The organism is Bradyrhizobium sp. USDA 4516 (genome assembly GCF_054055915.1).
This window is the reverse complement of the sequence record NZ_JBSRXT010000001.1, coordinates 7,841,408-7,861,110: the sequence shown is the minus strand read 5'-3', so window position 1 is coordinate 7,861,110 and position 19,703 is coordinate 7,841,408. Positions and strand designations below refer to the sequence as shown.

Below are 19,703 nucleotides of genomic sequence, written 5' to 3'. Positions count from 1 at the left end.
GAGCCCGGCGGGCGGCATTCCGCCGTGCCTTACGCCCTGAAGTTTCTCCGGTAGAGGTTCGGCTGCCGTCGGAGCTCGGTGCGGAGTTCGCCGACCCGCTTGGCGTCTTCCGCGGTGAACGGCGATGCCTGCGCGGTCCAGTCGTCTCGCTTGACGGGAATACATTGCGCGATCGGAGTCCCCTTGGGGAGGACGCCTCTGAAATTCCTGTCGTGCCAGTACGCCGGAAAGTGCACCCAATTGTCGGCATAGAGGTCGGAATTGACCAGGCCGCTGAGTGTGGTGAATGGCAGGTCGAAGCGGTTGACGGGATGGGTGAAGTAGATCGCGTAGCCTTCCGGGGCTTCGACGGTCCACAAATTGTGGAATTTGAGAAAGAAGCGGCCCTCTTCAAACAGCGGAGTGCCGGTGACCTGACCCGGGTCGTGGAAGCCGATCGGTGAGCGTGGGAATTCCGGCGTGCCTCCCGGCGGCAGGTCCTGGTCCCAGGTGATTTCGCCGTCCTCGACCTTGAGATCGCAAACCAGCGGCAGCAAGAACCCGCAGGTCATCGCATCCACGAACGGCGGGCAGCGCTTGATGGTGTCCTCGTCGTGCAGGTTGATCGAGGAGAACGCCGTCGCCGGCATCGCCTTGAGCCAGTCGGGAACGCCCTGCGCCGCCGGTATCGGGGCCGGTATCAGTCCATCAAGCTCCGTCGGACAACGGAATTTGAGCGTCAGCTTGCTATTGGTTGACATTGGGCGCTCCGATTTCGGATCGACCTACATGAATGCGTCGCAAAGGTGAAGCGTGCCCTCACCGGCCAGGATCGCCGCTAGCCGACGAGATACTTTGCGACGGCCGACTCGTTCCACCCGATGCCGAGCCCGGGACCGCGAGCGGTCACGGCGCCGTCGACGATTTCGGCGGGCCTTGTGAGGATCGCGCCGGCGAAGTCGAGGAACTCGAGCCAGTGCGCGGTCGGCGTCACCGCGAGCAGATGCGCGCTGACTTCCGCGAACAGATGGCTCGACATCGGGATCGAGGCGGCGTCGGCTTGTCCCGCGACTTGCATCCAGCCGATGACGCCGCCGACCTTCATCACGTCGGGCATGATGAAGTCGGATGCGCCGGCCGCGATCGCTTCGGCAAAGCCGCGCGGAAACCACCAGTTCTCGCCGGCCTGGATCGGCGTCGGCGAGGTCTCGCGGACTTTTGCGTGGCCGGACAGGCTCTCCTGCGGCACCGGCTCCTCGATCCAGTGCAAATCGTAGGGCGCAAGGCGGGCGATGCGGCGGGTCGCCTCCGCCGGATCGAGCGACTGGTTGAAGTCGATCATCAACGCGATGTCGGGGCCGAGCAGGGCGCGCACGCCCTTCACGACGCGCTCGTCATTGGCGGCATCACCGTCGCCGCCTTTGATTTTTATGCCGCGAAAACCCTGGTCAAGCGAGCAGCGCAGCGCGCGCTCATCGGCAACGGGATCGACCACGCCGTAGCTGTCATAGGCCTTGATCGGCTTCGCCGAGCCGCCAAGCAGTTCGACCAGCGGCCGGCCGGCGAGCTGGCCGAGCACATCCCAATAGGCCATGTCGAGTCCGGATACCGCCATGCCGACCAGGCCCTGCCAGCCGAGCAGCCGAAACTTGGCGTCCATTGCCTTGATCAGGTCGAACGGCGCGACCGGCTTGCCGATGAGCTCGCGGCCGATCTCCTCGATCAGATAGGCAAGAGGTTTAAGCGTGAGCTTGCTGTAGGCGAAGATGTAGGTGCGGCCGGTAACGCCTTGGTCAGTCTCGACATCGATCAGAACCAGCGGGCCGGAATCGATCACGCCGAAGGCGTTCTTCACAGGGCGCTTGAGCGGCACCACGACGCTTCGCGCCTTGACTGCGCGGATCGCTGCAACTGTCTGGCTCATGGACGTTTCCTCTTCTTGTTATTGGACACTGTACCATCGGAAGAGCCGCGGCGCGGCCCAGTCGGTCGCGACCTGCTCGATCAGATAGCGGCCCGGATATTCGGCGAGGAAGGCGATGTGCTGGGTCTGGCCCGGCTCGATCGCGAGCGTGTCGAGCCAGAACGGCTTCCAGCCGTCGTCGAGCCGGTCGAGCAGACGGAAGTGATGGCCGTGCAGATGAAAGACGCTGGCGATCGGGCCGCGGTTGGTCAGCGCCAGCACCACCGGCCGGCCGGCTTTGGCCTGAAAGGCCGGAGCGGCCGATGGCTTGAAGTCCGCCGTGCGGAACCATTCGGTCGGCGTGCCGAGGGTTAGCTCGAACCTTGCGGCGTTCTTGAGATCGAGCTGGGCGGGCATGTCGTTGCCGGGCAGCGGCGGAGCCGGCGGGAACGGCGCCGGCCGGAGCGGCGGGTCGTTCGAGACGGCCAGCTTGCCGACCGGGCGGGCCTGCGTGCCGTCGTGCAGCAGGATCGCGAAGCTGGTTCCGGCCGGTCCGGCCGCGTCGACGAAGACATCGGTGCGGCCGCCGGGAGCCAGTACCAGCGCACCGTTCCGGGCCGGAAACGGTTCGGCCGGCTGGCCGTCGATGGCCATCACACGGACATCGAGGTTCTCCAGCTTGATCGCCAGCACGCTGCGTTGGCTGCCGTTGATGAAGCGGAGTCTGAGGCGGGCATTGGCCGGTGCCGAGATGTCGTATGAGGTTTTGCCGTTAATCGTATGAATTTGCGTCGAATCTTTTGGATCATTGCCGGCCGGGATTGCGCTTCCGTCCGGTCGCAGGCGCCACTCCTCGATCAGCAAGACCTCGTCGCGGTCGACCGCGACCGGCGAGGTGCCGGTCACGATCAGCGGCCGCGGCCGTGCCGGCGCCGTGCTGCCATCGCCGATCAGCGGCTCGCACAGAAAGGTGCCGGCATGCCGAAGCGGCAGCTGGAAGCTATCCTTTGCCCCGGCGGCAAGCAGCGCCCGGGAGGCCAGTGGCTCCGCCGCTGCGACGCCGTCGAGCCCGCGGCAATCCAGCGCGGCCGCGACCGGCAGGTCATTGCCAAAGGTGACGTCAAGGACCTCGCCGCGCTTGAAGCGGAGGTCGCCGCTGCCGAGCGACCAGACCGGTATCTCCGGTCCGCCAGGACCCGGTCCGTCCGGACGAAGCGAGATGCGGTCAGGTTTGGCCTGGAGCGCGACCGCGGTCCGGCCCTGCGCCGCGCCGGTGGCCGGCAGAGCGGGGCAAAGCGCCGCGGCGCCGAGGGCGGCGATCAGGTTGCGCCGGGTGAGTGAAAATTCGGGACTTGCGGGACGACTTGCCATCCGGCCGATGCGGACCATTTTCAAGTGTACCTGTCCAGTCGCGATCGGTCGCAGGGCGGGCTCAACAGCGGCCATTTTTTTGCTGCGAACCGGTGGGCGCATGTTATAAGCCCGGCCGCCCGCGGCATCGCGGCCGGACTGGGATGCTTTTCGCGCGGGCGTGGCGGAACTGGTAGACGCGCTGGATTTAGGTTCCAGTGACGAAAGTTGTGGGGGTTCGAGTCCCTCCGCCCGCACCAAGCGCTTACAGCGTTTGCATGACGAATTCTTGGAGAACCTTTGGTCCCGATGGGGTGAGGGTTCGCCGAACCCACAGACGTTAGGCCGCAAGGCCCATCGTCGAACAGATTGAACACTGCCACGGCCGCTCGGGCCGCGGCAAAAGCGGAAGAAGATTGATACCATGCAGGTCACCGAGACCCTCAACGAGGGATTGAAGCACGAATTCAAGATCAGCGTCCCGGCATCCGATCTCGATGCCAAGGCGGACGCCAAGCTGGTCGACCTCAAGGACAAGGTCCGTCTCAACGGCTTCCGTCCCGGCAAGGTGCCGGTGGCACATCTGAAGAAGATCTACGGCCGCTCGGTGATGGCCGAGACCATCGACCAGACCATCAGCGATACCAACCGGCAGATCTTCGAGGATCGCGGCTTCCGCCTCGCCGGCGAGCCGAAGATCACGATGCCGACCGAGAAGGACCAGGTCGAGGAATTGCTGTCGGGCAAGACCGACCTGACCTACACCGTCGCGATCGAGGTCGTGCCGCCGATCCAGCTCGCCGATTTCAAGTCGTTCTCGGTCGAGAAGCCAGTCGTCGAAGTCTCCGACGCCGATGTCGACGATGCCATCAAGCGGATCGCGGAAGGCAGCCGCCCGTACAATGCCAAGACCGAGGGCGTGGCGGAGAAGGGCGACCGCGTCACCATCAGCTTCAAGGGCACCATCAACGGTGAAGCCTTCGACGGCGGCACCGGCGAGGGCATCCAGGTCGTGATCGGCGCCGGCCAGTTCATCCCGGGCTTCGAGGAGCAGCTGATCGGCATCGGCACCAATGAGACCCGCACGCTGAAGGTCTCGTTCCCGAAGAACTATCTGAACGAGAAGCTCGCCGGCCAGCCGGCCGAGTTCGAGACCACCGCGACGCTGATCGAGGCGCCCGGTGAGACCACGATCGACGACGAGTTCGCCAAGACGCTGGGCCTGGAGTCGCTCGACAAGCTGAAGGAGGCCGCCCGCGAGCGCCTGACGGCCGAGTTCGCCGGCGCCACCCGCCAGAAGGTCAAGCGCGCGCTGCTCGACCGGCTCGACGACAGCCACAAATTCGAGGCGCCGCCGTCGCTTGTCGCCGAAGAGTTCAATCTGATGTGGAACTCGATCAAGGCGGAGATGGACTCGTCCGGCAAGACCTTCGCCGACGAGAACACCACTGAGGAAGCGGCAAAGGAGGAGTACCACAAGATCGCCGACCGCCGCGTCCGCCTCGGCCTCGTGCTGTCGGAGATCGGCGAGAAGAACAAGATCACCGTGACCGACGACGAGGTGTCGCGCGCCGTGATCGAGCGCGCGCGCCAGATGCCCGGCCGCGAAAAGGAAGTTTGGGACTACTACCGCAGCAACGCCCAGGCGTTGGCCCAGCTCCGCGCCCCGATTTACGAGGACAAGGTTGTCGACTTCGTCCTGGAGCTCGCCAATGTGACCGAGAAGAAGGTCACCAAGGAGGAGCTGTTCAAGGATGAAGACGCCGAGAAAACTGCCGCTTAATTTCGGCACCTCGCGTTAATGATGAACCGCGAAAGCGCGCCTCGCGACGGGTCCCGTCGCTAGGCGCGAAGACGCGAATCAGCTTGAACTTCTGCGACCTGCCCAGGTGGCTAGTGCGGCGAGTTGACGGCCTTGTCGGCCGGAAATTGGCCCATATCTGGGTTAAGCCTTGAGGCAGTAGTCTTGAGCCAAGTAGTCTTGAGCAAAGTTCTGCATCACCCCTAACCCTTGGGTTCTTTCATGCGCGATCCCGTTGAAACCTACATGAACCTCGTGCCGATGGTCGTCGAGCAGACCAATCGCGGCGAACGCGCCTACGACATTTTCTCGCGCCTGCTGAAAGAGCGCATCATCTTCGTCACCGGTCCGGTGGAAGACGGCATGTCGACGCTGATCGTCGCGCAGTTGCTGTTCCTCGAGGCCGAGAATCCGAAGAAGGAAATCTCGATGTACATCAACTCGCCGGGTGGCGTGGTGACGTCGGGTCTTGCGATCTACGACACGATGCAGTTCATCCGTCCGCCGGTATCGACGCTGTGCACCGGGCAGGCGGCCTCGATGGGCTCGCTGCTGCTGGCTGCGGGCGAGAAGGACATGCGCTTCACGCTGCCGAATTCCCGCATCATGGTGCACCAACCCTCCGGCGGCTTCCAGGGTCAGGCCACCGACATCATGCTGCACGCGCAGGAGATCCTGAATCTCAAGAAGCGCCTCAACGAAATCTACGTGAAGCATACCGGTCAGACCTACAAGGCGATCGAGGACGCGCTGGAGCGCGACAAGTTCCTCACCGCCGAGGACGCCAAGGCGTTCGGCCTCGTCGACAAGGTCATCGACAAGCGTCCGGACGATCCGGCCGCCGCGAAGGCGGCCTGATCTGGGCAGGCATCTCGAGGCGTCGGTGTGATCTCCACATTGACGCCTCACATAACCGGCAAAAGCAGGGTGCTGGACCCGCCGGCGGGTGCATGCGCACAGCGGAAAGTTCCGCTTTCGTGCTCATATACCGACGTGGTAATCCCGCAACGTTCCGTGGATTTCGACGCGTATTCCACGTGCGATCGTTGAAAATCACGGTATTGTCACGGTCTTGAGCCGGCCATCCGATTAGCGAATTCTTGATAGTCGGGTGCCAGCATGGTTGGCTGTGATGCATCGGCTATGATCGCGGAGATTCGAATAAACCGTGATCCACACGGTCAGTATTGCGTAAGGGTCTTTTTTGGTACGGAATTTGCTCTATCTACCCAACAGCCCGGTTGTGTGCCGGATTGGGTCGATCTGGCAAACAAGATCGAACGGCGGACGGAGATAATGAATGAGTAAGGTCGGCACGAGCGACGCCAAGAACACGCTATATTGCTCGTTCTGCGGCAAGAGCCAGCATGAAGTTCGCAAGCTGATTGCCGGACCGACTGTCTTCATTTGCGACGAGTGTGTCGAACTGTGCATGGACATCATTCGCGAGGAGAACAAGTCCTCGCTGGTGAAGTCGCGCGACGGCATCCCGACGCCGAAGGAAATCTGCAAGGTCCTGGACGACTACGTGATCGGCCAGAGCCATGCCAAGAAGGTGCTGTCGGTCGCCGTCCACAACCACTACAAGCGGCTCAACCATCAGACCAAGCACAACGACGTCGAACTGGCGAAGTCGAACATCCTGCTGATCGGTCCGACCGGTTCGGGCAAGACGCTGCTCGCGCAGACGCTGGCCCGCATCCTCGACGTGCCCTTCACCATGGCTGACGCGACGACGCTGACTGAAGCCGGCTATGTCGGCGAGGACGTCGAGAACATCATCCTGAAGCTGCTACAGGCCGCCGACTACAACGTCGAGCGTGCGCAGCGCGGCATCGTCTATATCGACGAAATCGACAAGATCAGCCGCAAATCGGACAACCCCTCGATCACCCGCGATGTGTCGGGCGAGGGCGTCCAGCAGGCGCTGCTGAAGATCATGGAAGGCACTGTGGCCTCGGTCCCGCCGCAGGGCGGCCGCAAGCATCCGCAGCAGGAGTTCCTGCAGGTAGATACCACCAATATCCTGTTCATCTGCGGCGGTGCGTTCTCGGGCCTCGAGAAGATCATCTCCGCGCGCGGCCGCTCGACCTCGATCGGCTTCGCGGCGCAGGTGCTCGCGCCGGAGGACCGCCGCACCGGCGAGATCTTCCGTCACGTCGAGCCGGAAGATCTGCTGAAGTACGGCCTGATCCCGGAATTCGTCGGCCGTCTGCCCGTCGTTGCGACGCTGGAGGACCTCGACGAGACCTCGCTGAAGAAGATCCTGACCGATCCGAAGAACGCGCTGGTGAAGCAGTACCAGCGGCTGTTCGAGATGGAGAACATCGAGCTGACCTTCGCCGACGAGGCGCTTGGCGCGGTCGCCCGCAAGGCGATCGAGCGCAAGACCGGCGCGCGCGGCCTGCGGTCGATCCTGGAGAGCATCCTGCTCGAAACCATGTTCGATCTCCCGGGCCTGGAAGGCGTCGAGGAAGTCGTGATCTCGCGCGAGGTCGTCGAGGGAACGGCGCGTCCACTCTACATCTACGCGGATCGTTCCGACCGCGCCGTCGAGAGCAGCGCGAGCGCCTAAACGGCGCTCGTCTCGACCCGCCAAAAATGCACGGCTGCCGGACGCTCCGGCGGCCGCCGTGGCGCAGCAGCGGCGCCCTTACGGCGTAGCAGCAAATGCTTGTTTAGCCTATATTTCCCGACACTTCTGAGACTTGACACCCCCCCGCCTGATAGCCACCTAATGCTATCGGTGAGGGATCTCATCCGTTGAGATTCGTCGCTTCACGATGCGGAATAAGCGGCTGCCGACGGCATTCTCATTCCGCATCACCAAGGCACCTTGTGGCGGTTGCGCAAGCAGGCGGACTGCGTGCAAGGGGGCACAACAAAAGGATTAGGCCATGACGACCTCAAAACCCCGGCCAACGATCGTCCACGGCGAAAGCCACTCCTATCCGGTGCTGCCGCTCCGCGACATCGTCGTCTTCCCGCACATGATCGTGCCGCTCTTCGTCGGCCGCGAGAAATCGATCCGCGCGCTCGAAGAGGTGATGAAGAACGACGCGCTGATCATGCTCGCGACGCAGAAGAACGCGTCCGATGACGATCCGGCACCCGATTCAATTTACGAGACCGGTACGCTCGCCAGCGTCCTGCAGCTCCTGAAACTGCCCGACGGCACCGTCAAGGTGCTGGTCGAGGGCCTCGAGCGCGCGCGCGTCGAGAAGTATTCCGACCGCAGCGAATATTATGAGGCGACCGCGGTCGCGCTCGCCGACACTGACGCCAACTCGGTCGAAGCCGAGGCGCTGGCGCGGTCGGTCGTGTCCGACTTCGAAAGCTATGTGAAGCTGAACAAGAAGATCTCCGCCGAAGTCGTCGGCGTGGTTCAGGCGATCACCGATTTCGCCAAGCTCGGCGATACTGTTGCCTCGCATCTCGCGGTCAAGATTGCCGATCGGCAAGCGATCCTGGAGACGTTGTCCGTCACGCAGCGCCTGGAGAAGGTGCTGGGCCTGATGGAGAGCGAGATCTCGGTGTTGCAGGTCGAGAAGCGCATCCGCTCGCGCGTCAAGCGCCAGATGGAGAAGACCCAGCGCGAGTATTACCTGAACGAGCAGATGAAGGCGATCCAGAAGGAACTCGGCGACGACGAAGGTCGCGACGAGCTGGCCGATCTGGAGGAGAAGATCTCCAAGACCAAGCTGTCCAAGGAAGCGCGCGAGAAGGCCCAGCACGAGCTGAAGAAGCTGCGCCAGATGTCGCCGATGTCCGCGGAAGCGACCGTCGTGCGCAACTATCTGGATTGGCTGCTGTCGATCCCGTGGGGCAAGAAGTCCAAGGTCAAGAAGGACCTCGAGGCCGCGCAGGCGGTGCTGGACTCCGATCACTACGGACTCGAGAAGGTCAAGGACCGTATCGTCGAGTATCTCGCGGTGCAGTCGCGCGCCAACAAGCTGACCGGACCGATCCTGTGCCTGGTCGGGCCTCCCGGCGTCGGCAAGACCTCGCTCGGCAAGTCGATCGCGAAGGCCACGGGGCGCGAATTCGTGCGCGTGTCGCTCGGCGGCGTGCGTGACGAGGCCGAGATCCGCGGTCACCGCCGCACCTATATCGGCTCGATGCCCGGCAAGATCATCCAGTCGATGCGCAAGGCGAAGACCTCGAACCCGCTGTTCCTGCTGGACGAGATCGACAAGATGGGCGCCGATTTCCGCGGCGATCCGTCGTCGGCGCTGCTTGAGGTTTTGGACCCCGAGCAGAATTCGACCTTCAACGACCACTACCTGGAGGTCGACTACGACCTGTCCAACGTGATGTTCATCACGACCGCGAATACGCTGAATATTCCGGGCCCGCTGATGGACCGCATGGAGATCATCCGGATCGCCGGCTACACGGAGAACGAGAAGGTCGAGATCGCGCGCAAGCATCTGATCCCGAGCGCGCTCTCCAAGCACGGTCTGGACTCCAAGGAATGGTCGATCGACGACGCGGCCTTGCTCTTGATGATCCGCCGCTACACCCGCGAAGCGGGCGTGCGTAACCTGGAGCGTGAGCTCTCCACACTCGCCCGCAAGGCGGTGAAGGAGCTGATGATCTCCAAGAAAAAGTCGGTGAAGGTCACCGAGGCGAACATCGAAGAGTTCCTCGGCGTTCCGAAGTATCGCTTCGGCGAGATCGACGACGAGGATCAGGTCGGTATCGTCACCGGTCTGGCCTGGACCGATGTCGGCGGCGAGTTGCTCACCATTGAAGGCGTCATGATGCCCGGCAAGGGCAAGATGACCGTCACGGGCAATCTGCGCGATGTGATGAAGGAGTCGATCTCGGCGGCGGCGTCCTACGTCCGCTCGCGTGCGATCGTCTACGGCATCGAACCGCCGATGTTCGACCGCCGCGACATCCACGTTCACGTGCCGGAGGGCGCGACGCCGAAGGACGGTCCGTCTGCCGGCGTTGCGATGGCCACCGCGATCATCTCGGTCATGACCGGCATTCCGGTCCGCCACGATGTCGCGATGACCGGCGAGATCACGCTGCGTGGTCGCGTGCTGCCGATCGGCGGTCTGAAGGAGAAGCTCCTGGCCGCCGCCCGCGGCGGCATCAAGACGGTGCTGATCCCGGAGGACAACGCCAAGGATCTCACGGAGATTTCCGATGCGATCAAGGGCGGCATGGACATCATTCCGGTCTCGCGGCTGGATGAGGTCGTCGCCAAGGCGCTGGTCCGCGTGCCCGCGCCGATCGTCTGGGAAGAGGAGACCAGCAAGGTCGACGTCAAGCCCGATGCTTCCGATGAAGCATCCGGCGGCCTGACGGCGCACTGAGCGAGCTCAGATCGACATAAGAAAACGGCGCCTTCGGGCGCCGTTTTTGTTTTCGCTGTTCGCGATCAGGTCGGGAAGGCTGCGGCTCTGTCCGCGGCGGCAAAGTGCGCCATCTGATCGGCATGCGCCTTCGCGAAAGCCGGCCTCGCCGTGGCACGCGCGACGTAGTCGCGACACGCGGGATATTCCGCCAGTCCGTCGAAGCGGTCGACCAGGCGCAGCACATCCGCCATGAGAACGTCGGCGACGGAGAATGGCCCGGCCAGCCATTTGCGGCCCGCGAGCACCGGCTCCATGTGCCTGAGCCGGGATTGCAGGAAGCCGTCGAAGCGTGTCCATGCCGACGTGCCGCCGCTCTCGCCCGAGAATACCAGGAGCGACCAGGGCAGGCTCGCCATCTCGACCGAGTTGAGCGCTGCGAACAGCCATTTCAAAGCCTCGTTGCGTTGGTACGGATCGGTCGGCAGCAGCGCGTCGCTGCGCTCGCCGAGATGCAGCAGGATCGCGCCGCTCTCGAAGATCGAGATGTCGCCGTCGGTCAGCCACGGCACCTGGCCGAACGGCTGGTGCGCGAAGTGCTCGGCGCTCCGATCGCGAAATGGCACGCTCGCAACGCGATACGGCAAGCGCGCCTCTTCCAGTGCCCAGCGCACCCGGAGGTCGCGCACAAATCCCCGCGGCATCTCCGGAACCCAATCGAAGGTGGTCAGGGTCAGGTCGGCCATTGGGTATCTCCATTTGCTGGCTTCACAGGCAAAAGGACGAACGAATGGCGCGCGTTCCGACACCCCGACGGGCTTTTTCGTCGTTGCGGTACGGAACGATCGAGTTGCCGACGTGGGTACGCCGGCGCCGGAACTAGTCTTTCCTCTCGACGACGAAATTGCCGATCGCGCCGAGTGCCATCAGCACGCTGGTGCCGAGGAACACTGCGGGCATGCCGATATGGCCGCCGATGAAGCCGCCGCCGAGCGGGCCGATAACCTGGCCGGCATATTGCGCCGAGATCGAATAGCCGAGCATGCTGCCGGTGACCGCATCAGGCACGTTGTGCCGGATCACGCTCGCGATGCAGGGCAGGAGGCCGCCGAGCGCGAGCCCCATCAGGAAGCGCAGCAGGATCAACTGCCAGCCGCTGACCACGAAGGCCTGCGGGATCAACAGCAGCGCGGAGACAGCAAGGCAGATGGTGATGATCCGCCAGTGGCCGACCCGATCGGCCAGCTTGCCGAGATGCGAGGACGACAAGAGGCTGCCGAAGGCCGCCGCCGACATCACGAGGCCGGCGACGAACGTCACCTGCGGTGCTTCGACCAGTTGCGCGACATAGACCGTGATGATCGGCTCGATCGACATGTTGGCGACCATCAGCAGCAGGCCGGTTCCCCACATCGCGACGACAGGGCGCTTGTCCGGGACCAGCGACCAGCCGCCACGCGCCTTGCCGCCTTTCGCGGTCTTCGGGCGTGCTTCCTCGCGGATCAAAAAGGTCGTGCCGAGGAAGGTGAAGAAGATGACGCCGCCGATCAGGAAGAAGGTCGCGCGGATGCCGATCAGCCCCGGCAGCACGCCGCCGATCAAGGGACCGACCAGGCTGCCGGCCATGATGCCGGCCGACAGCACGCCGATCGCCCAGCCGGATCGCGCTTTCGGCGTCTGCGCCGCGACCAGCACGGTCGAACCCGACGCGTAGCCGCCGAGCAGGCCAGTCAGCAGCCGCAGGCCGACCAGCTCATAGACGTTGTGCGCCATGCCGATCAGCGACATCGCGATCGCCATGCCGAGGCTGGCGCGGATCAGCATCAGCTTACGGCCGTAGCGATCGGCGAGCCGTCCCCACAGCGGCGCCGTCAGCGCCGCGCTGAAGAAGGTCGCGCCATAGGCGACGCCCGACCATTGCACGATCGCGGCATGATCGGTCACGCCGAGCTGCTCGACATAGAGCGGCAGGAACGGCAGCAGCAGCGTCATCCCCACGATTGTCGTGAAGGAGCCGAACACGCAGACGATCAAATTGCGTTTCCAGGGGCCCGCGTCGAGCAGGGCTTCGCGATCGACTTCGATGTTCATGTCAGCGCAGCCCGATCACGGCGAAGCCGCGCGCCCGCAGGCCGCGGCGATCCTCGTTCAGCGAACGCAGCAGGCGATCACGGGTATCGGTGATGTGGTCGGCGGCTTCGCGTGCGGCGGCCTCCGGATCGTTGGCCTTGATGAAGCCGAGGATGCGCCGGTGCTCGCGCCAGGCCTGCTCGCGCGACGGCTCGGTCCACACTTCCAGCCAGCGTGCCCGCGACAGCCTCGTCATGGCGCCGGCGATCGCCTTGACGATGAAGGGATTGCCGGAGAGCCGCGCGATCTCGACATGGAAATCGGTGCCGACCCGATGCCATTCCTCGCGCGGCGCGCCGGACTGGCAGGCATCCAGCATCTCCTCGACGCCGGCGATATCGGCTGCGCTGGCCCGCGCGCAGGCGAGGCGCACCGCCGTCGTCTCCAGCGGAATCCGGAACTCGGCCAGCGCCTCCAGCTCACCGAGGTCGATCGGTGCGACAATCCAGTTGCGGCCGTCGCGGCGCACCAGCTCTTCGCCTTCGAGCCGGACCAGCGCGGCACGGATCGGCGTGCGCGATCCCTCGAACCGGCTCTCCAGCCAGCGCTCGGTCAGCCGCTCGCCGGGGCCCAGGTCGAGCGACAGGATCATCTCCCGGAGCTCGTCATGGATCTGAAGCATCTGCGACATGGCGCCGTCCTTTGGCCGCCTTAGCGGGTACAGAATCTCGGTCTGGCGGGTTTCGTATCCCGATTTGGTATCCCAAACAAGGCGGGTACGGGATACCGGCGTTGCTCCGTCAAGGGAAGTGGGCCGAGAGCCAGGCCCCCTGGACGATGGAACCGCGCCCACGGCGGTTGCTTTGTTTGACGGAATTGGAGAGCGCCATATGCGTATCGACGGGCAATGCCATTGCGGGGCTATCACCTATCAGGCCGAGATCGACCCCGAATGCGTCTCGATCTGTCATTGCACGGACTGCCAGGCGCTGACCGGCTCGCCCTACCGCGTCACGGTGATCTGCGACGCCGAACAGGTGCGGCTGATCGGAGGTGCGCCGAAGGTCTACGGCAAGCGGGGCGATAACGGCCGAATCCGCTTCCAGCACTTTTGCGGCGATTGCGGTTCGCCGCTGTTTACGAGCGGCGAGGACGGCGGGCCCGACGACTGGGGCATCCGCTGGGGCAGCATTCGCCAGCGCGGCCAATTGAGCCCGCGACGCCAGGTCTGGTGCCGCTCCGCGGCGCCATGGATCAATGATCTCGAGGAATTGCCAGCGCACCCCAAGGACTGGGAGCTGACGGATTGAGGTTTTGCGGCCTTGCGCCTCGGGGGCAGGCGAGGCTAAAGAGGCGCGCAGGTAAGGGCGGCTAGCTCAGCTGGTTAGAGCATCTCGTTTACACCGAGAGGGTCGGGAGTTCGAATCTCTCGCCGCCTACCAGCCTTCGCACCTCACGGGCTACGGCTGGGCAAGCCAGCCTGTGAGCACGAATTCATCCGCTTGTTCGGTTCGCAGGGCGAAGGCTGTCGCACCGAAGCTCGAAGAGCGCAGCCGAACCGGCTGCCTGAATGTGCGGGCGTGCTTCCCCGTTTTGGATCCAGCCCTATGGCTGAAGTATCCTGATGGTCGCGATCGGCCACTTCCCGATGTGGCCCTTGATCGAGATGCGCAACCCGTGAGATTCGTCGAGAAACACGCCCTCGACGGTCCCTGCGGTTCCATCGGTGAGAACCGCGGCTCGTCCGACCAGCTCGGCCTCCGCTTGCACATGCTCGCGCAGGATGACGGTGGCGCGGTGTTTCACGAGCTGCAAAGCGGCCTCTGGTTGATGAGCCCTACGGAGTAAGGCCATTGCATCGCTCTCGGTGAACGCGCGGAGAGGGCGCGATCCCGGCCGTGGAGTAGTCTCATGGGGATGGCCGGGACCGCGCTTGCTCCGCGCTGGCGTGCCGAATGTCATTCGATCCCCGATGGTGCGAAAGGTGCCGAAAGTCACGCGCTCCGATTTGATGCCGACGCTGCAGCGATGCTATTCTGTCCGCCTAACCGGGAACTTGATGCATGCGCAAACTCGCCGCGATTTTTCTTCTCACCATGATTGCCGGACCCGCATTCGCACAGTCGGATCACGTTCAGCGCTATCGCGAAGAGGTCGAGAAGTCGCCGGCCGATGCGGCCAACGAGGCGCGGCAGCAGCGCGCCTATCAGCGTGCGCTAAGCGGTGTGCCGGATCAGAAGCCGACCGATCCCTGGGGCATCGCGCGCAGCGACGGGCAAGGCGCACCCAAGGCGAATGCCGCGAAGCCGAAGCCGGCCAAGCCCACGAGCGCAGCCGTCAAATAAAGCTCCGAGCGCGGATCAGGTCGATGAAATACTACGTCTGCCAACTGACCGGACCGCGCCCGACCTTTCCTCAGGATATGACGCCGCAGGAGGCCGCCATCATGCAGGCGCACGTCGCCTATTGCGGCGAACTGCTGCAGGCCGGCAAGGCGCTGGTGTTCGGACCGGTCGCCGATCCCGCCGGCGTCTGGGGCCTCGGCGTGCTGCAACTGCCCGACGATGCCGATCCGCAGGAGATCGTCGCCAACGATCCCGTCACCAAGGCGGATGCCGGATTCACCTATCAGCCGATGCTGCGCGCCGCGACGCGCGAGTGCTGCTAGGGCATGATCCGGAAAAGGTGCGAAGCTGTTTTCCGAAAAAGATCATGCCCAAACATGAGACAACAGAAGCTTCCTCACAAGGTTTCGATCGCATGAACGCTGGCCATCCGCAGAACGCCGACCAGATTGCTTATTGGAACGGGCCGGGCGGTCAGCGCTGGGCAACACGGCAGGCCGCGCAGGATATCGTGCTGCAGCCGGTGCTCGACCTCTTGATCGATCGCGCCGCGCCGAAAGCCGGCGAACGCGTCGTCGATGTCGGCTGTGGCAGCGGCGCCTCGAGCTTCGCGCTGGCGGCCAAGGTCGCGCCCACAGGTCACGTGCTCGGCGTCGATGTCTCGGAGCCGATGCTGACGCGGGCGCGGCAGAGCGCGCCGCAGGGTTTGCCGGTCGAGTTCGCGCTGGCCGACGCGACCATCTATCCGTTTGTCAGCGAGAGCTTCGATCTGTTGGCCTCGCGCTTTGGCGTGATGTTCTTTGCCGATCCCGTGACGTCGTTCGCCAATCTGCGCAAGGCGATGAAGCCGACCGGTCGTCTCGCCTTCGTCTGCTGGCAGGAGCCGCGCGAAAATCCGTTCTTCATGACGCCGCTTGCTGCCGTCTACAAGCACGTGCCGAAACTGCCGCCGCTAGGGCCCGAGGATCCCGGCCCGTTCGCGTTCGCCTCCGAGGCCCGGGTGAAGCGGATCCTGGGCGAAGCCGGCTTCTCCGGCATTGCCATGGAGCCGTGCCGGGTTGAGCTTGATGTCGCGACCGGGCGCGGCATCGATGCCGCGATCCAGGGCGCGCTCGAGATCGGGCCGGCCAGCCGCGCGCTGGAAGGGCACCCTGATGAGGTGCGCGCTGCGGCGATCGCCTCGATGCGCGAGGCGCTGGCGCCGTTTGTCAAGGGCGATGCGGTGCTGCTGCCCGGCGCGATCTGGATCGTGACCGCGCGGGCCTGATCAGGCCTTCTCTTCCCAGATTATCGCCAGGTGCACGATGGTCTGCACGGCCTTCTCCATGTCCTGCCGGCTGACCCATTCGAGCCGCGAATGGAACGCGTGCTCGCCGGCGAAGATGTTCGGGCAGGGCAGTCCCATGAAGGACAGCCGCGAGCCGTCCGTGCCGCCGCGGATCGAGGTCTTCACCGGCGTGAGACCGGCGCGCTCGATCGCCTCGATCGCATAGGCCACGATCTGCGGGTGGCGATCGATCACATCCTTCATGTTGCGGTACTGCTGCTTGACCTCCATGCGGTAGGTCGAGCGCGGATAGCCCTTCATGATGTCCTTCACGATGTCTTCCAGCAGCGATTCCTTCTGCTTCAGGCCGGCCTCGGTGAAATCGCGCACGATGAAGTCGATCCGCGCGTTCTCCAGCGCGCCGGAGATCGCGACCGGATGCAGGAAGCCTTCCTTGCCCTCGGTGGTCTCGGGCGAGCAGGTGTCCTTCGGCAGGCGATCGACGATCGCGGCGGCGATCTTGATCGCGTGCTCCATCTTGCCCTTGGCGAATCCCGGATGGGTCGCGACGCCTTCGATGATGATGCTGGCGCCGTCGGCCGAGAAGGTCTCGTCCTCGATATGGCCGGCGGTCTCGCCGTCCATGGTGTAACCGAAATCGGCCCCCAGCTTCTTGATGTCGACCTTGTCGACGCCGCGGCCGATCTCCTCGTCCGGCGTGAACAGGATCTTGATGGTGCCGTGCTTGACCTGCGGATTGGTGATCAGGAAATGCGCGGCATCCATGATCTCGGCAAGGCCCGCCTTGTTGTCGGCGCCGAGCAGGGTGGTGCCGTCGGTGGTGATGATGTCGTTGCCGATCTGGTCGGCTAGCGCTTGGTGCTCGGCGGGGCGGATCACCTGCGAGGCATCGGCGGGAAGCACGATGTCGCCGCCGCGGTAGTTGTTCACGACCTGCGGCTTGACGTTCTTGCCGGTGCAGTCGGGAGAGGTGTCCATGTGCGAGCAGAAGCAGATCACCGGCACTGTCTTGTCGGTGTTGGCCGGGATCGTCGCATAGACGTATCCGTGCGGATCAAGATGCGCGTCGGATATCCCCATCGCCTGCAGCTCGGCGACCAGCAGGCGCCCGAGATTCTTCTGCTTCTCGGTGGAAGGCGTGGTGGGTGAATCCGGATCGGACTGGGTGTCGATCACGACATAGCGCAGGAAGCGCTCGGTGACGGTGTGCTTGAAGTCGAGAGCCGGTGCCAGCATGAAAACCGCGCAAAAAACTGGAGAAAGGAACAATGCGCTTTGGCGAAGTTGGTTCGCGCGAGCAAACCGCGTCAAGGCGAGTTTCGAAGGACACTCCTATAACAGAAAAGCGCCACCCCGGGGCCGCGTCACGAGCCGGAATGGCGCTTTGCCTTAACGGAGAGAGTAGGCGCTAGACGGCTTCCTTCAGCTCCTTGGCGGCGCGGAAGGCGACCTTCTTGCTGGCCTTGATATGGATCTGTTCGCCAGTCGCGGGGTTGCGGCCCATGCGGGCGGCGCGCTTGCGGACCTGGAGGATGCCGAGGCCGACGATCCTGATGCGCTCGCCCTTCTTGAGGTGCTTGGTGATCCTGGTGACCATATCGGTCAGGATCGCCTCGGCCTGCTTCTTGGACAGCTCCTGCTCTTCGGCGATGGCCGCCGCCAAATGCTTCAGCGTGATCGTCGCCGGTGTCGCTGCTTTCTTCGCCATGTCTGGCCCTCCTCGTTGCTGAATGGCTGGATTGCTGCTTTTCACGCGAATGGCGCGCCGTTCGCGTCGGGAAAATGCGTCCGGAAAAGTCCTGAAAACCGCCGGTTCCGGGAACGGGCAGCGCCGGGCCGGCCACAGGAAACCCAGACGTATCAGGCCTTATTTGATTCGGGGCTTCGCTGACTACGCCGTTTCCCCTGAAAACAGGCGACAACCCGCGTACGCGCCGCGAAAATGCCGACGCTGTGCAGGAATCCGCAACGTCCTTGACTAACCGGATGCGGGCCTTTATGCCCTCGGTCCTGCGCGGATCAATCCGACGATCGGCATCCGCGGGAGTAGCTCAGTTGGTTAGAGCGCCGCCCTGTCACGGCGGAGGCCGCGGGTTCGAGTCCCGTCTCTCGCGCCATTTATTTCAATGACTTAGCAGCGTGTTTGGCCCGAAACCATTGGTCCCTCTGGACCGGTGCCATAACGAGTTGCCTGCCCTCCTGTTCACTGCACCTGGCGAACTGCCGCGACAGCTCAGGACGCCGCGAGGCCGACAACGCTGACGGGTTGAGCGGCCTGCTCGAGCCTGACCGATAATGCCACGCGCTGTTCGGGCGTCAGCCACCACAGCAGGAACAGCAGTGCTATCCCGTTCGACAGCAGGCCTGTCGTGAGCGGCACGTTCATGATCGCCTGAACTGCGATGCCGGACGAAACTGCGATGAAGCGCGGCGACAGGTGCTTTGAGACCATCGATCCCACCGACAGGATCAGGCCGCAGACGAAAGCCGACACCGGGGCGAGCGCAAGACCGACCGATGCGATGCCCTCGGTGGCGAGGAAGGACGCGTTGAAATTGCCGTCCTGATAAATCGCTCCGAGGGTCGGGCCGAGCTCGCCGTACGGGCAGGCGGTTATGTATCGCAGGACGGTGATCTGGCAGAACCGGGTGAGTTCGCGGTGCGCAAAGAAGTCGGCGTATTGATCGAGCGCGAGTGACGGGATCGCGACGAAGCGCAGATTGATGGTGCTGAACACGATGTAGGTCTTGTCGGACACGAGGACGGCGAAAGCCAAAAGGCCGACGATCATCGGGATCAGAAATGCGAGCACCGTGGCCAGCCGCGGGTCGAACCGGCCGTACAGCCAGAACAGAAACGGCAGCCAGATCGGCAACAGAAGGATGGTCTTGTTGTTGACGACGGGATAGAAGCAAAGCGCAAGCAGCAGCACCCCGGCCGCCGGCATCCACCGGCTGCGCGATGCGAAATGCGCGAACAAATAGGGCAGGACCGCGCCGGTCATGATTCCGGTGAGATAGTTCAACAGCGCCGGGCGCACGACGGCGGTGCGGGCTGCGCCATAGGGATTGCCAAGATTGGCCCCGTAGGAGATGTCGGCCACCAGCACGGCGAAGCACGACGCCAGCAGCAGAATCGCGATGCGCTTGACGGCCGCCTCGGACAAATCGGGCCGCCAAACCGGGATATTCTGTAACATCAGAGGGATCATCGCTGCGGCCAGCGCGGCGATCATGGCCCAGCGGGCGATGGCGTGCGGATAGTCGAAGGCGCTGAAGAAGCTGAGCCAGACGAAGCCGAACACGGCTGACAGCAGCGAGAAGCCGACCAGATAACCGAAGCTGAATCGTGCCGCGACGAACGCCGGGACGAACGCGACCATGATGGTGATGCCGAGGACGGCCTGCGCGGTGATGCCGGATCGCCAGACATGCATCGCCGGGAATGCGTGCCCACAGGCGATCATCGAGGCGACGCTGAGGACGAAGAACCCGGGGATCGTGACCCCGACAACCAGGTCACCGCGCGTCAATGTCATCGGTCCGTCCGAATCCGAAAGCTGCCAGGCAGCTAGCCGGTCGGCCCTGGACGAAGCAAGTTAAGCAATATCTCGGTCTGTGTTGTTATGTTTCTGCCTGGCCATTCGTCTCCGCGATGCCCT

18 protein-coding genes and 3 tRNA genes are annotated in these 19,703 nt (G+C 63.9%); 11 read left to right on the top strand and 10 right to left on the bottom strand.

What is annotated here, in order from left to right; genetic code table 11:
- Positions 1-29: 29 nt before the first annotated feature.
- The 3 genes from ACVI1L_RS36260 to ACVI1L_RS36250 form a co-directional block, all read right to left on the bottom strand.
- The gene (locus tag ACVI1L_RS36260) at positions 30-740 is read right to left on the bottom strand and encodes a hypothetical protein (RefSeq protein ID WP_438071815.1); all 711 of its coding nucleotides are present in this window, start codon (positions 738-740) and stop codon (positions 30-32) included.
- Between the two features lie 77 nt (positions 741-817).
- Positions 818-1,903 (bottom strand): enolase C-terminal domain-like protein, encoded by a 1,086-nt coding sequence (locus ACVI1L_RS36255; protein WP_456785053.1) that lies wholly within the window; start codon positions 1,901-1,903, stop codon positions 818-820.
- A gap of 18 nt (positions 1,904-1,921) precedes the next feature.
- Entirely contained in the window at positions 1,922-3,271 is a 1,350-nt protein-coding gene (locus ACVI1L_RS36250) for a multicopper oxidase domain-containing protein (protein WP_456785653.1), read from the bottom strand.
- A gap of 136 nt (positions 3,272-3,407) precedes the next feature.
- Between ACVI1L_RS36250 and ACVI1L_RS36245 the strand changes: the two genes are divergently transcribed.
- From ACVI1L_RS36245 to lon, 5 genes are all read left to right on the top strand, one after another.
- A tRNA-Leu gene (locus ACVI1L_RS36245) sits at positions 3,408-3,492 on the top strand.
- Positions 3,493-3,656: 164 nt separating this feature from the next.
- Complete coding sequence (gene tig / locus ACVI1L_RS36240; RefSeq protein ID WP_057016451.1) at positions 3,657-5,015, top strand: trigger factor; 1,359 nt, start codon at positions 3,657-3,659, stop codon at positions 5,013-5,015.
- 240 nt (positions 5,016-5,255) lie between these two features.
- A complete protein-coding gene (locus tag ACVI1L_RS36235) occupies positions 5,256-5,891 on the top strand; it encodes an ATP-dependent Clp protease proteolytic subunit (RefSeq protein ID WP_016847729.1) in 636 nt (211 codons plus the stop codon).
- A 442-nt stretch (positions 5,892-6,333) separates the two neighbouring features.
- Positions 6,334-7,608 (top strand): ATP-dependent Clp protease ATP-binding subunit ClpX, encoded by a 1,275-nt coding sequence (clpX, locus tag ACVI1L_RS36230; RefSeq protein WP_018271869.1) that lies wholly within the window; start codon positions 6,334-6,336, stop codon positions 7,606-7,608.
- Between the two features lie 322 nt (positions 7,609-7,930).
- Complete coding sequence (gene lon / locus ACVI1L_RS36225; RefSeq protein WP_028333951.1) at positions 7,931-10,360, top strand: endopeptidase La; 2,430 nt, start codon at positions 7,931-7,933, stop codon at positions 10,358-10,360.
- 65 nt (positions 10,361-10,425) lie between these two features.
- Here lon and ACVI1L_RS36220 read toward each other — a convergent pair whose 3' ends face one another.
- From ACVI1L_RS36220 to ACVI1L_RS36210, 3 genes are all read right to left on the bottom strand, one after another.
- A complete protein-coding gene (locus ACVI1L_RS36220; protein WP_456785052.1) occupies positions 10,426-11,085 on the bottom strand; it encodes a glutathione S-transferase family protein in 660 nt (219 codons plus the stop codon).
- Between the two features lie 133 nt (positions 11,086-11,218).
- The gene (locus ACVI1L_RS36215; protein WP_168855909.1) at positions 11,219-12,430 is read right to left on the bottom strand and encodes an MFS transporter; all 1,212 of its coding nucleotides are present in this window, start codon (positions 12,428-12,430) and stop codon (positions 11,219-11,221) included.
- A gap of 1 nt (position 12,431) precedes the next feature.
- On the bottom strand, positions 12,432-13,100 hold the full coding sequence (locus ACVI1L_RS36210; protein ID WP_168855908.1) for a GntR family transcriptional regulator: 669 nt from the start codon (positions 13,098-13,100) through the stop codon (positions 12,432-12,434).
- 199 nt (positions 13,101-13,299) lie between these two features.
- Here ACVI1L_RS36210 and ACVI1L_RS36205 point away from each other — a divergent pair, with 199 nt between their 5' ends.
- Complete coding sequence (locus tag ACVI1L_RS36205; RefSeq protein ID WP_168855907.1) at positions 13,300-13,719, top strand: GFA family protein; 420 nt, start codon at positions 13,300-13,302, stop codon at positions 13,717-13,719.
- Positions 13,720-13,774: 55 nt separating this feature from the next.
- Positions 13,775-13,851 (top strand) — tRNA-Val (locus tag ACVI1L_RS36200).
- Positions 13,852-14,014: 163 nt separating this feature from the next.
- Here the strand turns inward: ACVI1L_RS36200 and ACVI1L_RS36195 are convergent.
- A complete protein-coding gene (locus tag ACVI1L_RS36195; RefSeq protein WP_168855906.1) occupies positions 14,015-14,224 on the bottom strand; it encodes a PRC-barrel domain containing protein in 210 nt (69 codons plus the stop codon).
- Positions 14,225-14,472: 248 nt separating this feature from the next.
- Between ACVI1L_RS36195 and ACVI1L_RS36190 the strand changes: the two genes are divergently transcribed.
- From ACVI1L_RS36190 to ACVI1L_RS36180, 3 genes are all read left to right on the top strand, one after another.
- The gene (locus ACVI1L_RS36190; RefSeq protein WP_057016456.1) at positions 14,473-14,754 is read left to right on the top strand and encodes a hypothetical protein; all 282 of its coding nucleotides are present in this window, start codon (positions 14,473-14,475) and stop codon (positions 14,752-14,754) included.
- 23 nt (positions 14,755-14,777) lie between these two features.
- On the top strand, positions 14,778-15,077 hold the full coding sequence (locus ACVI1L_RS36185; RefSeq protein WP_168855905.1) for a YciI family protein: 300 nt from the start codon (positions 14,778-14,780) through the stop codon (positions 15,075-15,077).
- 92 nt (positions 15,078-15,169) lie between these two features.
- A complete protein-coding gene (locus ACVI1L_RS36180) occupies positions 15,170-16,021 on the top strand; it encodes a class I SAM-dependent methyltransferase (RefSeq protein WP_168855904.1) in 852 nt (283 codons plus the stop codon).
- On the opposite strand, the gene pepT is transcribed toward ACVI1L_RS36180, so the two are convergent.
- Together pepT and ACVI1L_RS36170 are read right to left on the bottom strand one after the other, a co-directional pair.
- Entirely contained in the window at positions 16,022-17,278 is a 1,257-nt protein-coding gene (pepT, locus tag ACVI1L_RS36175) for a peptidase T (protein WP_456785051.1), read from the bottom strand.
- 172 nt (positions 17,279-17,450) lie between these two features.
- Positions 17,451-17,774: an HU family DNA-binding protein gene (locus tag ACVI1L_RS36170; protein WP_259171327.1), complete on the bottom strand. Its 324-nt coding sequence runs from the start codon at positions 17,772-17,774 to the stop codon at positions 17,451-17,453.
- Between the two features lie 308 nt (positions 17,775-18,082).
- Between ACVI1L_RS36170 and ACVI1L_RS36165 the strand changes: the two genes are divergently transcribed.
- A tRNA-Asp gene (locus tag ACVI1L_RS36165) sits at positions 18,083-18,159 on the top strand.
- Positions 18,160-18,275: 116 nt separating this feature from the next.
- Here ACVI1L_RS36165 and ACVI1L_RS36160 read toward each other — a convergent pair.
- Positions 18,276-19,580: a hypothetical protein gene (locus ACVI1L_RS36160; RefSeq protein ID WP_456785050.1), complete on the bottom strand. Its 1,305-nt coding sequence runs from the start codon at positions 19,578-19,580 to the stop codon at positions 18,276-18,278.
- Between the last annotated feature and the right edge of the window lie 123 nt (positions 19,581-19,703).

Bases quoted from the DNA above. Each gene is read 5' to 3' on its own strand.
- ACVI1L_RS36260 (WP_438071815.1), bottom strand. From the start codon at position 740: ATGTCAACCAATAGCAAGCTGACGCTCAAATTCCGTTGTCCGACGGAG.
- ACVI1L_RS36235 (WP_016847729.1), top strand. From the start codon at position 5,256: ATGCGCGATCCCGTTGAAACCTACATGAACCTCGTGCCGATGGTCGTC.
- ACVI1L_RS36180 (WP_168855904.1), top strand. From the start codon at position 15,170: ATGAACGCTGGCCATCCGCAGAACGCCGACCAGATTGCTTATTGGAAC.
- ACVI1L_RS36215 (WP_168855909.1), bottom strand. From the start codon at position 12,430: ATGAACATCGAAGTCGATCGCGAAGCCCTGCTCGACGCGGGCCCCTGG.
- tig (WP_057016451.1), top strand. From the start codon at position 3,657: ATGCAGGTCACCGAGACCCTCAACGAGGGATTGAAGCACGAATTCAAG.
- ACVI1L_RS36255 (WP_456785053.1), bottom strand. From the start codon at position 1,903: ATGAGCCAGACAGTTGCAGCGATCCGCGCAGTCAAGGCGCGAAGCGTC.
- lon (WP_028333951.1), top strand. From the start codon at position 7,931: ATGACGACCTCAAAACCCCGGCCAACGATCGTCCACGGCGAAAGCCAC.
- clpX (WP_018271869.1), top strand. From the start codon at position 6,334: ATGAGTAAGGTCGGCACGAGCGACGCCAAGAACACGCTATATTGCTCG.
- ACVI1L_RS36210 (WP_168855908.1), bottom strand. From the start codon at position 13,100: ATGTCGCAGATGCTTCAGATCCATGACGAGCTCCGGGAGATGATCCTG.
- ACVI1L_RS36250 (WP_456785653.1), bottom strand. From the start codon at position 3,271: ATGGTCCGCATCGGCCGGATGGCAAGTCGTCCCGCAAGTCCCGAATTT.
- ACVI1L_RS36205 (WP_168855907.1), top strand. From the start codon at position 13,300: ATGCGTATCGACGGGCAATGCCATTGCGGGGCTATCACCTATCAGGCC.
- pepT (WP_456785051.1), bottom strand. From the start codon at position 17,278: ATGCTGGCACCGGCTCTCGACTTCAAGCACACCGTCACCGAGCGCTTC.
- ACVI1L_RS36220 (WP_456785052.1), bottom strand. From the start codon at position 11,085: ATGGCCGACCTGACCCTGACCACCTTCGATTGGGTTCCGGAGATGCCG.
- ACVI1L_RS36185 (WP_168855905.1), top strand. From the start codon at position 14,778: ATGAAATACTACGTCTGCCAACTGACCGGACCGCGCCCGACCTTTCCT.
- ACVI1L_RS36190 (WP_057016456.1), top strand. From the start codon at position 14,473: ATGCGCAAACTCGCCGCGATTTTTCTTCTCACCATGATTGCCGGACCC.
- ACVI1L_RS36160 (WP_456785050.1), bottom strand. From the start codon at position 19,580: ATGACATTGACGCGCGGTGACCTGGTTGTCGGGGTCACGATCCCCGGG.